At 43.5% G+C, this 12,926-nt stretch carries 12 protein-coding genes and 3 tRNA genes; 7 read left to right on the forward strand and 8 right to left on the reverse strand.

Annotated elements, in window-relative coordinates:
- The first annotated feature begins 311 nt into the window (after nucleotides 1-311).
- Nucleotides 312-662, forward strand: coding sequence for an ISAon1 family transposase N-terminal region protein (locus tag JUB14_RS26795; RefSeq protein WP_207509955.1), 351 nt, complete (start codon nucleotides 312-314; stop codon nucleotides 660-662).
- 31 nt (nucleotides 663-693) lie between these two features.
- Complete coding sequence (locus JUB14_RS26800) at nucleotides 694-1,638, forward strand: ISAon1 family transposase (protein ID WP_207509956.1); 945 nt, start codon at nucleotides 694-696, stop codon at nucleotides 1,636-1,638.
- Nucleotides 1,639-2,296: 658 nt separating this feature from the next.
- Here JUB14_RS26800 and JUB14_RS26805 read toward each other — a convergent pair.
- The 7 genes from JUB14_RS26805 to JUB14_RS26835 form a co-directional block, all read right to left on the reverse strand.
- Nucleotides 2,297-2,785 (reverse strand): S8/S53 family peptidase, encoded by a 489-nt coding sequence (locus JUB14_RS26805; RefSeq protein ID WP_207509957.1) that lies wholly within the window; start codon nucleotides 2,783-2,785, stop codon nucleotides 2,297-2,299.
- Nucleotides 2,786-3,187: 402 nt separating this feature from the next.
- The gene (locus tag JUB14_RS26810; protein ID WP_207509958.1) at nucleotides 3,188-3,340 is read right to left on the reverse strand and encodes a hypothetical protein; all 153 of its coding nucleotides are present in this window, start codon (nucleotides 3,338-3,340) and stop codon (nucleotides 3,188-3,190) included.
- Nucleotides 3,337-3,552 (reverse strand): hypothetical protein, encoded by a 216-nt coding sequence (locus JUB14_RS26815; RefSeq protein ID WP_207509959.1) that lies wholly within the window; start codon nucleotides 3,550-3,552, stop codon nucleotides 3,337-3,339. The genes JUB14_RS26810 and JUB14_RS26815 overlap by 4 nt, the downstream gene beginning before the upstream one ends.
- A gap of 1,150 nt (nucleotides 3,553-4,702) precedes the next feature.
- Entirely contained in the window at nucleotides 4,703-4,861 is a 159-nt protein-coding gene (locus JUB14_RS26820; protein ID WP_207509960.1) for a hypothetical protein, read from the reverse strand.
- A 558-nt stretch (nucleotides 4,862-5,419) separates the two neighbouring features.
- Nucleotides 5,420-5,503, reverse strand: a tRNA-Leu gene (locus JUB14_RS26825).
- An 8-nt stretch (nucleotides 5,504-5,511) separates the two neighbouring features.
- Nucleotides 5,512-5,584: transfer RNA gene (locus tag JUB14_RS26830), tRNA-Lys, on the reverse strand.
- Nucleotides 5,585-5,620: 36 nt separating this feature from the next.
- Nucleotides 5,621-5,696 (reverse strand) — tRNA-Lys (locus JUB14_RS26835).
- A 124-nt stretch (nucleotides 5,697-5,820) separates the two neighbouring features.
- On the opposite strand from JUB14_RS26835, the gene JUB14_RS26840 reads away from it, so the two are divergent.
- The 3 genes from JUB14_RS26840 (at nucleotide 5,821) to rlmD (ending at nucleotide 8,783) form a co-directional block, all read left to right on the forward strand.
- On the forward strand, nucleotides 5,821-6,501 hold the full coding sequence (locus JUB14_RS26840; protein ID WP_207509961.1) for an SH3 domain-containing protein: 681 nt from the start codon (nucleotides 5,821-5,823) through the stop codon (nucleotides 6,499-6,501).
- A 154-nt stretch (nucleotides 6,502-6,655) separates the two neighbouring features.
- Entirely contained in the window at nucleotides 6,656-7,120 is a 465-nt protein-coding gene (locus tag JUB14_RS26845) for a CHRD domain-containing protein (RefSeq protein ID WP_207509962.1), read from the forward strand.
- 262 nt (nucleotides 7,121-7,382) lie between these two features.
- Nucleotides 7,383-8,783, forward strand: coding sequence for a 23S rRNA (uracil(1939)-C(5))-methyltransferase RlmD (gene rlmD / locus JUB14_RS26850; protein WP_207509963.1), 1,401 nt, complete (start codon nucleotides 7,383-7,385; stop codon nucleotides 8,781-8,783).
- Between the two features lie 16 nt (nucleotides 8,784-8,799).
- Here rlmD and dnaB read toward each other — a convergent pair whose 3' ends face one another.
- Nucleotides 8,800-10,413 (reverse strand): replicative DNA helicase, encoded by a 1,614-nt coding sequence (gene dnaB / locus JUB14_RS26855; RefSeq protein ID WP_207509964.1) that lies wholly within the window; start codon nucleotides 10,411-10,413, stop codon nucleotides 8,800-8,802.
- Nucleotides 10,414-10,653: 240 nt separating this feature from the next.
- On the opposite strand from dnaB, the gene JUB14_RS26860 reads away from it, so the two are divergent.
- Nucleotides 10,654-11,607: a PhoH family protein gene (locus tag JUB14_RS26860; protein ID WP_207509965.1), complete on the forward strand. Its 954-nt coding sequence runs from the start codon at nucleotides 10,654-10,656 to the stop codon at nucleotides 11,605-11,607.
- Nucleotides 11,608-11,791: 184 nt separating this feature from the next.
- A complete protein-coding gene (locus JUB14_RS26865) occupies nucleotides 11,792-12,925 on the forward strand; it encodes a M43 family zinc metalloprotease (protein ID WP_207509966.1) in 1,134 nt (377 codons plus the stop codon).
- Nucleotide 12,926: the final 1 nt, after the last annotated feature.

A 12,926-nucleotide genomic window follows, 5' to 3' on the forward strand; every position in this document is an offset into this window, starting at 1 on the left:
CCACAAAGCAAGACAGGAGCCACAGCCAACGCTGCGGCTCCTTTGCTGTTTATATACACCTGCCTACTACTACTCTTCAGCAACAACAAGAGCCTCACTACAATAGATGGGGCTCCTGCTTTATGGTGCTTCTATGTTTGCACCTGTATAGTACGTATACAAAAAGGAGCAGGTACCACATCGTGGTACCCGCTCCTTTTTGTTAATATATGTCCTCTAAAACTTAAATGGCCAAACAAGGGATCAAATCCAAAAGTTGTGGAGGAGGTTGTATTTTTCTAGGTTTGTAGATTCAATACAATCTAGAATTAGTGGAAAGTTTTCTGCCCTTAGTAGCTTATCTGTTACCCGACTTTCTTGTCAAGTATTATCAACTAACCCGTGTAGAGCAGTTTTCTGAGGTACTTCATGTGTATCTGGAAGAGAAGAATTTAGAAGATACAGATCCTTCCAGGCAGCAGCTACTGTCTAAGGGTTTTCTGTCTGAAATCACCATTCAGGACTTTCCCATTCGTGACAGGCGGGTTTTCCTGCACATCAAGCGCCGTCGCTGGCTCAACACCAGGATAGGAAAGGTGGAACAGAGAGACTGGTCTGAGGTGGCTCAGGGAACGCGAATGACAAAGGAATTCGCCGATTTTTTAAAACAAATCAGTCGATAGCTGCCCGCATAGTACGCTGGACATTGGCCGTATGTATGGCGTGAATGGCAAGAATCTGCTACGCCAGTACCGCAATTTTCCGCATGGTTTTCAAAGCTGGAACCAAAGAGTTCATGCTAAAAAGTGGCTTTTATATCCTGATAATCTAGGTACCCATGTTTCTGTTGACGAGACCAGTCTTTCTCACGGAGAACTCTACACCATCCTGACCAACAAAGCCGCCAAGGGGGGGAAAGGTAGTATAGTGGCCATAGTGGCAGGTACTAAGGCCGAGACAGTAATTGAAGTGATCCGAAAGATCCCTGAACGTCAGAGAAAGAAAGTTACTGAAATCACTCTGGACATGGCGGGTAGTATGGAAATGATCGCTAAACGGTGTTTCCCCAAAGCTACCCGGGTGACAGATCGCTTTCATGTGCAAAAGCTGGCAGTAGAAGCCCTGCAGGAAATCCGCATCAAGCACCGGTGGCAAGCTTTGGATGCTGAAAATGAAGCTATCGAGCAGGCCAAGGCCAATCAAACAGAGTACCAGCCCCAGGTGCTGTCAAACGGGGATACGGTTAAACAGCTATTGGCCCGAAGCAGGTATGCCCTTTACAAGAAGCCCCAGGACTGGACTCAGAGCCAGAAAGAGCGGGCTGAACTGCTCTTTGATCGCTTCCCCGACATCAAAAGAGCGTATGATCTGACCATGGAGTTCAACCACATCTTCACCCATACCCACGACAAGCTTTATGGGCTTGCCAAGCTGGCCAAATGGCACGAGAAGGTTAGACAGGCGGGTTTTAAGGCCTTCAATACCGTGGCCAGATCCATAGAGAGTCATTATGAAACGATCCTAAATTATTTTGATAACAGAAGTACAAATGCTTCGGCCGAATCCTTTAACGCTAAGATCAAAGCATTTAGAGCTCGGTTCAGAGGAGTCAGAAGCGTTGAATTCTTCCTCTATCGTCTCACTCAGCTATATGCTTAAACCAACCTCCTCCACAACTTTTGGACTTGATCCCTCTTTCCGTTGTAAGAGCCCGCTTTTGTGTCTAACTTGAAAAAGATGCCTTTAAATTACTCACTTAAGCAATTATGCGATCAAAATTCATTTAAGGAGTATGAATATTGATTACTATAAAAATAGATTTAAATGCTTCAAAAGCAGGAGTCTAGAGTATTAATTTGGATATATTAGTGGCTCTGAGAATTAAATGTAGCATTGCGAACTGTACCTTTATACGCTATACCTAAATCTCAGATAGCTTCTATTAACCAAATTAACATAATACAAATATATCTATAAGTTTTACATGCCAATTATACTTCTTCATTAGAATGTACTCTTATTTGTTGTAAGACATGAGTCATGACATCCATACCTGCCTGATCAATTTTATTTCGACTACTTAGATCTTTCACTAGTGCAGACAGCTCCGTGAGAGTGAGTCCAACAAGCATATCCTTTTTAGTAGGACTTAGCCTTTGTATAATTTGATCCCATGGCCAAACTGGCCTAGGACTATTAGGTCCAATGATAATGCCTTGACCATATATCAAAATATCGCCCAACAGAGTGTAAAGTTCACGTGGAAGGTCGATTCTGGGTATTGCACGTCTATTCAATATATATTCTGCTATTTTTTCTAATCAGGCATTAAGCACTTTCTATTTGTAAAAGGACTGGCAGACGGTGTATTCACGTCAGGATTACTTAATATATTTTTCATTTCTGAGTGAGTTAATGAAAAAACACTTGCTCGTGCCATCCCTTGAGCGGAAACAGCAGCACCAACAACAAAGGCGGCAGCTCCTGAAGTACGTCCAAAGTTGGTTGTATAACTACTTAACTCTGCGGAAGAAGAGTCACCGCCGGTGGTTACGATATTTTCGCCCCAGGCATAGCAGGTAATCCTCCGTCCATAGTTGGAAGCGCGTATTCTGATATGTGGTACAGATGAACTGGCAGCACCAATTATAATAGCACCTGTATCAAAAAAGTCAAAGCTAAGCGGATTTAAAACTTGTCTACCAGAAGTATTGATGTAACTATCCAAGCTTATACCAGTATCAGAGCTATAATCTCCGCTTGCAGCAGCTTCTATCACTATAATATAAAGATTTTGTACACACATACGAATCAAACCCTTATGACTGGTACTGTCTCTACCGGAACAAAAGCTGTGGGGTGTCTACCGGTAGAATGTTGAAATGCGGCCAGAGGTAGAAGCATAACATTTCCTATATTACTACCCGGTGTTCTACCGGTGTGGATAGCCAATGAGCAGAATCAAGTATAGCATTCGGCAAGTCAAAAGATCCTAATCCACGATAGGTTGAAAAAAAACTGGCTTGTACACGTGGTGTGATACCTATTCCGCCTGTACTATTGCTTTGTGCCATTACAACACCCAGTATAGCTGTGCCATGAGCCTGATCATCAGGATCAGGCAAGTTTACTTCTGATCGGAGACTTAAACCAGAGGTAGCAAAATCTTCGTGGAATAGATTCCATCTAGCTTCTACATCAGCGAATTTTACAGAAGGTCCCGTTGTGTTACCTCCGCGACCTCCAGGTACGTCCCAGGCAAAGCGGGCATCGATGCCGACCGGCGCTGCATCCAGGTAGCCCTGTTGTGGTTGAAGAGGGTCACAAGGTACATATCCACTTTGTAAATAAGCTGATTCAACGGTAGGCCAGGTAAAAGCGCTTTAGCCGTGCCCTCCTTTCTGTTTGTGAAGAGCATTCAACTGTGTAGTAGGTAAGAGGAAAGCCTATCTGGTGTACAAGCTGTTGTTCAGGCACGCTAATTTCGATCATATCAAAGAAATTCTGAATAGCCTGATCATCAAAAGTCGTTTTAGAGTTATAGTTGGAAACTAATTGTTCAAAGCCTTCCATTCAGCTGATTATTTTTGTTGAAACCCATTTTCAGCACCATCCTGGTAAGAAAGCTGTATGGAGTTATTAAACTTCACAATTAGACGTGACTGCTGATGAACTGGCTGGTTCGGCTTGGGAAGATTAACAATTTGTTTTATAGCATCAGGAATTTTAGGGAAGAGATTTATTTGAGCATTCTTAGAGACTCTTATAGCATTAGAAGGGTGGATAGCTACCGTATACTGACTTATAATGTGCGCAAAAAGGAGGGAGTATGATCCTACTGTATTACTAGATTAATAAACTATCTATTAATGATATGTATAATTATTAGCCAGAGCAGGTAGACGATTGGTACTGAACAAAAAGCTAATTAGTCCTTACAGTTTTATTCACGCTAATACTATAAGGAAGGGAAGACATTTATTATACCGAAGGTACATACAGCCTCAACAATTGTCAATAAATATTAATGAGCGGTTACATAGGATAGCGGGAAAACTATACCTGACTTACAAAATTAAATAGAAGCAGAGTAAATACGGGTACACTGATAAAGCCAATAGGGACAAAGAAGCATAAAAAAAGGAACCTAGCTATAAGTCAGGTTCCTTTATGTTACCATTATAACCTCCTCTTGATTTAATGGTAATCATGAATATCGAGGTAATTCTTGATGTGGATACGGGATCAAATTTAGCTGTTTGTTAGTATATGGTACAATACTGTATTTACAGTATTTTTACGCTAATTATAGAGAGGCATCAGTGTATAATTATAACAGCGTTTACAAAGGGTATATCAGGATGGATATTTAAAGTCATTATAACGTTCTTATCGCGTTATATCTTAAATCTAAATTATACAGATATTTTGAATGAGTAAATGATGCTATAGGAATGCATGATCTGAGCTAAGTGCCTGTTTTATGAAAAGCCAGACAGATCTTTTTGGAGTCATTTGTCAGGTAAAAAAGATTTATTACCAATACAGCCACTGATAGAGACCATGACCTGAAAGAGTAGGGCTGCTGGGCCTGATAATGGATGTTAAAATAGAAGTAGTTGAAAATGAGAATATTAATAAGGAACGAGCGGGAGCTCAATAGATCCTGCTTGTTCCTTATTATAAAGATGAGGGTACTCACCTGATGTAAGACAACTATTTATCAATCAAAAAACTCGCTTAAAAACGACTCCTTCTTTTTGTGAGGGTGCCTTTTGTTATAGTCGTAGCCGTAATCCTTATAGCCAAACCGCTTGTAGTCAGAATCATAGTTCTCCTTCTTCGAATAGTGTTCTGCTGACCGTTCAATAATTTTTTTCAAGCTCGCCTCGGTCAAGCCAGACCTATCCCCATCTTTTCACTCATCAGAAGCGTTTCGTTGCAGGACGGGCATTTCATAGTATCAGTAGTTAGTTCAATTTAGAAAAACGGGTAAAAACATGATTTGTTTTATTAACTCCTAGTATGTGTTTTAATAGGTTATTCAATACGGCAAGATACACATTTTAGCCTCTTCATACGCGCCTGACTGTCCTACGAATGAAGTTATACGGGGCTGTATTTTCGGGTATGGCTTTACTTGTTAAACTCCCTCAGGAGGGCCTAGGATTAACTTGAATGAAGTATTTGGGAGGTTGAGAAATTATATTTAGAGTTCTGACTTAGCCAAAGTAAATAGAGCCACTACAGCTAAGTAAGTAGAGTTTATTGAATCAGATATTTCGTGAAACTTTAACTTCGTAAGAGTTTAACATTTATTCAAACCTGGATTTGTTGAAGTCTTTTACCTTGAAAGATAAGGTAGTGAGGGCTAAGGTCTGATAGAATTATAAGGCACAAAAAAACCGCATTCTCTTGACGAAAACGCGGTGCTAACAAGTGTCCAGAAGGAGAGTCGAACTCCTACACCCGTAAGGGCACTACCCCCTCAAAGTAGCGTGTCTACCAATTCCACCACCTGGACTTGCTTAGTGATCCCGCTGGGATTCGAACCCAGGACCCATACATTAAAAGTGTATTGCTCTACCAGCTGAGCTACGGAATCGTACTACAATGTAAAAAAGGATACTCTAAACTTGTTTGGTGATCCCGCTGGGATTCGAACCCAGGACCCATACATTAAAAGTGTATTGCTCTACCAGCTGAGCTACGGAATCGTACAATTTATAGGATTTGCGGTGTCGTTTCCCTTAATTGCGATGCAAAAGTAGTCGAGATAATATTATTATGCAAGCATCCCTCAACAAAAAAATGATAATTCTGGCTATAATAGGGCCCCTTTTGCTCCTTTTCGCCCCTTTAAGAGCCCAGGAAAATAAGCTTAAGGTAGCTGATTCTCTGTTTACTATAGGGAGGTATTCAGATGCCAAAAATATTTATGAGAATCATTTCCGTAACCACCAAAAATACAATCCGAACATCCTCCTTAAGCTGGCTTTTTTGTCGGAGCGGGCTAATGACTACACCCAGAGCCTCTTTTATCTGAGCAATCTGGCGCAGCTTGAGCCCAGTATACCACTCCTGAAAAAAATGAGTTCACTCGCCGAAGTATATAGCCTCCGGGGATATGAGTTCAATGACTATAGTTATTTTGTCATATTCTATCGACGGTACGGAGAGTTCATCCCAATCTTACTGCTTACCCTAGGGGTATATGTTTTTGTCGTCATGTTGATCAAGATTCGTAACGGTGAGCACATCTACAAAAGACATAAGTGGGCTATGATCATTTACCTGATCGCGCTGCTGGGGCTACTTAATCTCCCGGATAACTACAGTACGGGTATCATCAGCAATGGTAGTACGTATCTGCGATCGTACCCATCGTCGGCGGCTCACGTGGTTGAAAGGATTGGCAAAGGGCATAAACTAACTATTATTGGTGCGCGTGATAACTGGAATATGGTATTCTGGGAAGGGGAGTTAGTATACGTCCGTAAAAATGATTTGAAGATTATATAATATTGAAGCTTAGCGAATTATTAAATACTATTTGACTAAATGAGTATCTACTCAGGATCTGGTATGATAATTTCAATAAACAACTTACCTACGTTTTCGGGTTATAGATGTGTTTTTATGTATATTTCGCCAGCAAATCCATAATTAATAAACTATGAAAAAGTCTATGAAACACTTTACGCTCCTTTTTGTAGCGGTGCTTATGATGGGTGTAATGGCGTCCTGCAAGGACGAAGGACCCCATAATGATCCTATTATCCGTTTTACTTCTACTCTTAACAGCCAGAATACTCAGCCTCGTGCTACATCATCGGCTCAAGGATCGGCGGTGTTGGAATATAACAAAGAAACCCGTACCCTTACTTATAACATTACTTACCAGGGGCTGACTCCAACGGCGGTGGTAATTCACTCGGCTATGCCAGCCTGGGAAAATGGGCCTGCTCAATTTATTCTAACAAACGTTGGTACTTCACCCATCACTGGTTCAGTAACACTTAATTCAGAGCAGGAAAATCTGCTGGTATGGGGTAATATGTATATCAACATTCGTACAGAGCAGAATCCATTCGGTGAGATCCGCGGACAAATTATGCTGGATAGAGAAGAGGATATCTAACATATCCTTTTTTAAAGCGAAACAAAAGGGCAGATCATAGGATCTGCCCTTTTGTTTTATATAGAGCTGCTACGGCTTCTTGTATGCCATTATTCATCCTTTTTGCTCACCATACTAATAGCTGATATATAATCAACTATTTTTGCAGCTCCAAAAGTAGATTTATGGACACAGGCCAACGAAACTGGTTGGATTTACGTTTTGATTTTGCCCGGGATTCCTCCTATCCTGAGCAGCCTCTTTGTTAATTGAAAATAGAAGCATGCGAGTTTTTGAAAAGTACGAAAAAGTAGAAATTACTGATTTTGCCGCCGAAGGCAAGTGTATCTATAAGTCACCGGATGGAGTAATCTTCGTGGAAGGTGATGTGGCTCCTGGTGATATCGTAGATCTGGAAGTAGTTGGCAAGAAGAAGAAATTTAAGGAAGCCGTTGTCCGGAAAATACATTCCCAGTCGTCCCTGCGCACCCAACCTTACTGCTCACACCACGGCACCTGCGGGGGATGTCGCTGGCAACATATAGACTATGGTCACCAGCTGCGCTTTAAGAGACAGCAGGTGGTAGACCATTTTGAGCGTATTGGAAAGCTGCAGGGGGTACATGTCAATGACATCTTGCCTGCCGATGAAAAACAATTTTACCGCAATAAGCTGGAGTTTACCTTTTCAAATAATCGCTGGCTGACCCGCGAAGAGATCAGCTCCGGGCTGGACTTTAACCGGAATGCCTTGGGATTCCATGTTCCTAAGCGGTTTGATAAGATTTTTACGGTAGAGAAGTGCTATCTGCAGCCGGACCCCTCTAATGATATCAGAAATGGGCTGTACGCGTACATCAACAGCAAAGGGTACCGGAACTACGATGTTCGTAAGAACGTGGGTACACTACGAAATCTGATCATCAGAACAGCCAATACAGGTGATGTGATGGTCATCGCTCAGTTTGGGGAGAATGAAGAAGATGTGATCAGGGATGTGATGGAGTACCTCAATAACTCCTTCCCGATTATTTCTTCCTTGCACTACATTGTTAATACTAAGGGCAATGACTCCTATCAGGACCAGGAGGTGATTCACTACGCGGGAGAGCCGGTGATCCGGGAGACGATGGAAGACCTGACGTTCCTGGTGGGTCCCAAATCATTCTACCAAACTAACTCGGAGCAGGCATATCAGTTATTCAGCGTAGCACGAGACTACGCCGGTCTTACTGGTAATGAGTTTGTGTATGACCTGTATACCGGTACTGGTACTATCGCCAATTTTGTAGCGCGGCAGGCTCGCAAGGTAGTAGGAGTAGAGTACGTAGAAGCGGCCGTGGTAGATGCCCGCAAAAACTCAGCGCTGAATGGTATCACCAATACCAGTTTCTTTGCCGGGGATATGAAGGACTTGATGAACGAGGCGTTTCTGGCTCAACACGGCAGACCTGATGTGATTATTACGGATCCACCGCGTGCCGGTATGGATCTGCCCGTAGTAGAGACCATTCTGAAAGCAGCACCGGACCGCATCGTCTACGTAAGCTGTAATTCTTCGACTCAAGCCCGAGATATAGCGCTTATGTCAGAAGCCTACGAGGTTATGAAAGTACAGCCGGTGGATATGTTTCCTAATACCCACCATGTCGAAAATGTAGCTCTACTTGTAAAGAAACAATAAAGAAGTACTAGGGTGATTAGAATGGGGGCTCATCATTGGGCCCCTTATAATCAAAGTTGCTGAGATCATTGGCCTTGCTCCGGAAGGTATTGCCTGCCGGTGGCGTGGCCTGACTCTCAAAAGAAGCGATCGGATTGCTCGCTACCGGAATAGGACGATCCGCGGCCATAGGAGTTGGCGTAAAGTACGAATCCAGGTTATCGAACTTGGTGTACTTACCGATAAAGCGCAGCTGTACTGTGTCGAGCGAACCGGCCCGGTTCTTGGCCAGAATTACTTCACCTACACCCGCTACTGAGTTACCGGCTTCGTCCTGCGTTATACCGTAGTACTCAGGACGGTACAGGAATATAACCATATCCGCATCCTGCTCAATAGATCCTGATTCACGAAGGTCAGACAGCTGGGGCTTCTTCTCACCACCACGGGTTTCCACGGCCCGGCTCAGCTGCGAGAGGGCTATCACAGGTACATCCAGCTCTTTCGCCAGGTTTTTTAATGATCGAGATATCGATGCGATCTCCTGTTCACGGTTTCCACCGCCTTTTCCGCCTGTATCACCGGTCATCAGCTGCAAGTAGTCAATCACTACCAGCTGTATATCATGCTGAGCTTTAAGGCGTCGGCATTTTGCCCTTAGCTCTAGGATAGAGAGAGCTGGGGTATCATCTATAAAGATTGGGGCATTGGTAAGCCGGTTGATCCGATGGTGCATCTGCGCCCATTCGTGCGGAGCCAGGCTTCCTTTACGAATCTTCTCACTATCTATCTCAGCCTCGGCTGAGATCAGACGATTGACCAGCTGTACGGATGACATCTCCAGAGAGAAGATAGCCACCGGCTTATTAAATTCAACGGCAGCATTGCGGAGCGACGATACCACAAAGGCCGTTTTACCCATACCGGGGCGTGCCGCCAGAATGATCAATTCGGTCTTCTGCCAGCCGGACGTCAGGCGATCCAGGGCGGTGAAGCCCGACGGTATACCCGTCAGACCATCCGTATTGTTCTTTTTCTTATCCAGTTCATCCAATGCCTGACGCATCAGGGCTCCCATGTCAGAGTAGTTTTTACGGATGTTGTTCTCCGAGATGCGGAACAGTGACTGCTCAGTCTTATCAAGCAGACGGAACACGTCTGTTGTATCTTCAAAGGCTTCCTTCTGTATCTCGGATGAAATAGAGATCAGCTCGCGCTTGATGGCCGCCTGTGAGATAATCCGGGCGTGGTACTCAATGTTAGCGGCCGAGTTAACCCGGGAAGTTAATTCGGTTATATAAGAAGCTCCACCTACTAGCTCCAGTTCGCCGGTACTCCGCAGCTTGGCAGTTACCGTGAGCAGGTCAATAGGATCTGAATTAGCAAATAAGGTAATTATCGCACTGTAAATACGCTGGTGAGCTTCCTTATAGAAACTTTCCGGCTTTAAAATATCTGCTACAGCCGAGAGGGCATCCTTTTCAATCATCAGGGCTCCCAGTACGGCCTCCTCCATATCTACAGCCTGAGGGGGGAGCTTACCCAGCCCCGAATCACCACCTAGCCAGCGATTTGCGCCCGTTGCACGTGCCTGAGCAGGCGGTGTAGTGCCTGATTTTTTAAGAAAATTAAATGTCCTCTCGTTTTCCATAGTAGTACAATATTAAACATTGGGCACCACACAGTAAAGGGCGCCAGAAAACATTTTTTTGTATATAACTAATATTGTTGGCTACTTGGCTTGATTGTGAAGCGGTTGAACAACATGTATTTTTTTTTCAGTGTTAGATATTGAATATTTGGCAAAAAAAACTTGTTATAGCAGTAGGTGGCACACATTTATTTGCTAATTTTTTAACACGTTCCATTCTTAAACTAACAGATCAATAATTTGGTAGAAAAAATCATAATGCTCGAAGATGTTTCTCTGGTGGATTTCCTGGGAGTTCATAACACCAACATCAGAGAAGTTGCCGCTGCTTTTCCGGAAAGCAAGATTATATCACGGGGCAATGAAATCAGAATCCAGGGTACAGCTCCCGAGATCGTCAAGATTACGGACGTGCTGGATTCACTGCTCTCGCATTATCAGAAGTACGGTAAAGTAACCAACGAGAATGTAAAGAGGTACCTGACGGGTATCAGTAAACCTAATTCTGAAAGCTTTGATGAGGACGATGACGTAATCATTTATGGCAATAAGGGAATTGTTGTGAAGGCCAAAACACCTAACCAGAAGTTGCTGGTAGAGGAGGCTGCCAAGCACGATTTGGTTTTTGCAATAGGCCCAGCCGGTACGGGAAAAACCTATACCGCCGTTGCATTAGCGGTGAAAGCCCTTAAGAACAAAGAAGTAAAGAAGATAATTATAACCCGACCGGCCGTAGAAGCTGGTGAGAACCTGGGTTTTTTGCCGGGCGATCTGAAAGAAAAGATAGATCCTTACCTGAGGCCTATTTATGATGCCCTGGATGATATGATCGCACCCGAAAAGCTAAAGTACTACGTGGACAACCGCATTGTGGAGATTGCTCCACTAGCTTACATGCGCGGAAGGACGCTGAACAATGCCTTTATATTGCTGGATGAGGCACAGAATACTACACCTATGCAGATGAAAATGTTCCTGACCCGTATGGGCCCTAACTCAAAAGCGATCATTACCGGTGATAAGTCACAGGTGGATCTGCCTAAGAATCAAAAATCTGGTCTTATTGAGTCGGTTAATATACTTAAAGGAATAAAAGGCATTAGCTTTGTCGAACTGGAAGGTGCTGATGTAGTGCGGCATCGTTTGGTAAGGGATATTCTGGCAGCATATGAAAAATCGGAAAAGCAGGCTTAATCAAAAGATCTGCTCACTTATAATACTTCTTTTTTCAACATTAATATATTCCGAGTCGATTGCTCAGGTATCTGATGTATTGCTTGACCGTTGTGCGACAAACGAGAGATTAAATCGTCGTATTGAAGCTAATCCTAGTTGGCTACGCAACCGTATAAGGACCGAAGAGGCCATAGCAGAGTATATGCGTAACGGTAATGGACGCACCCGTAAAGGAGCCGATGAAGTTATTCAGATTCCGGTTGTCGTTCACGTTATACATGATCAGGCAGAAACGAGTATTGGAGGAGCTAATAATCCCAATATTACAGCTGAACAAATAAAAAGTCAGATTGAGGTACTTAATGAAGATTATCGTAGGAAGCCTGGTACTCCAGGCTCCAACGATGATCCCTTGGGTACTGATACGGGTATAGAGTTTTACCTGGCCGATTACGATCCAGATGGTCGCGTTACGGATGGAATTACCCGTACGCGTTATACCACCAAAACTAGTTTCAATCCTTTTACGGATGATCAGCTACTGGCTGATCTGGTATACTGGCCTTCTGACAAGTACCTCAATATCTGGGTGTGCCGTCTTAGCAATAATTATCTGGGGATTGCGCAGTTTCCTTCGGTAGAAGGTATACCCGGTCTGGATGACTCCAATGAAGAATTTACCATGACGGATGGTGTAATCATTGATTTCCGCTTTTTCGGCCGTAAAACCGGAGCCATTACCAGCCGGATCTACAATACCGGTAGAACCACTACCCATGAAGTAGGTCATTGGCTGGGGCTGATCCATACCTGGGGAGATGTAGACTGCGGTACTGACTACTGTGATGATACGCCTCCTACCAAAGAACCAAATCAGACTACTAACTGTAATGATAAGTTTTCAAACTGTACCGGGGTCACTACCCGCAACATGATTGAGAACTACATGGATTATTCACCAGACTCCTGTATGCATATTTTTACAAAGTGCCAGGCAGAGCGTATGAGAGCCGTGTTGGCGGTGAGTCCGCGGCGGGCCCGTTTGGTTGAATACGCCAAGCTTGGGAGACTGGAACCTTCGGAAAGACTGGTAATGGAACTGTTTCCTAATCCGGTTTCTACTCAGCTACAGGCCAATATCCGCTTCACCGACTATCAGGATATAACGGTTACCATCTATGATACACGGGGCCTGATTGTGGAGCAAACCACCTATCAGGATGTCTGGAGTCGAAGGATAAATGTGGATGTTAGGAATTATACACCAGGTATATATTATTTAAAAGCTACTGTCAATAACGAATCGGTAGTCAACCGGTTTGTCGTAATACGTTAGC

It is taken from the genome of Telluribacter humicola (assembly GCF_017355935.1).
Taxonomy (GTDB): domain Bacteria; phylum Bacteroidota; class Bacteroidia; order Cytophagales; family Spirosomataceae; genus Telluribacter; species Telluribacter humicola.

What these genes read in the sequence shown, in the direction of transcription:
- dnaB (WP_207509964.1), bottom strand. Translation starts at nt 10,413, where the DNA reads ATGGAAAACGAGAGGACATTTAATTTTCTTAAAAAATCAGGCACTACA.
- JUB14_RS26800 (WP_207509956.1), top strand. Translation starts at nt 694, where the DNA reads ATGTATGGCGTGAATGGCAAGAATCTGCTACGCCAGTACCGCAATTTT.
- rlmD (WP_207509963.1), top strand. Translation starts at nt 7,383, where the DNA reads ATGCGAGTTTTTGAAAAGTACGAAAAAGTAGAAATTACTGATTTTGCC.
- JUB14_RS26865 (WP_207509966.1), top strand. Translation starts at nt 11,792, where the DNA reads ATGCGTAACGGTAATGGACGCACCCGTAAAGGAGCCGATGAAGTTATT.
- JUB14_RS26845 (WP_207509962.1), top strand. Translation starts at nt 6,656, where the DNA reads ATGAAAAAGTCTATGAAACACTTTACGCTCCTTTTTGTAGCGGTGCTT.
- JUB14_RS26805 (WP_207509957.1), bottom strand. Translation starts at nt 2,785, where the DNA reads ATGTGTGTACAAAATCTTTATATTATAGTGATAGAAGCTGCTGCAAGC.
- JUB14_RS26815 (WP_207509959.1), bottom strand. Translation starts at nt 3,552, where the DNA reads ATGGAAGGCTTTGAACAATTAGTTTCCAACTATAACTCTAAAACGACT.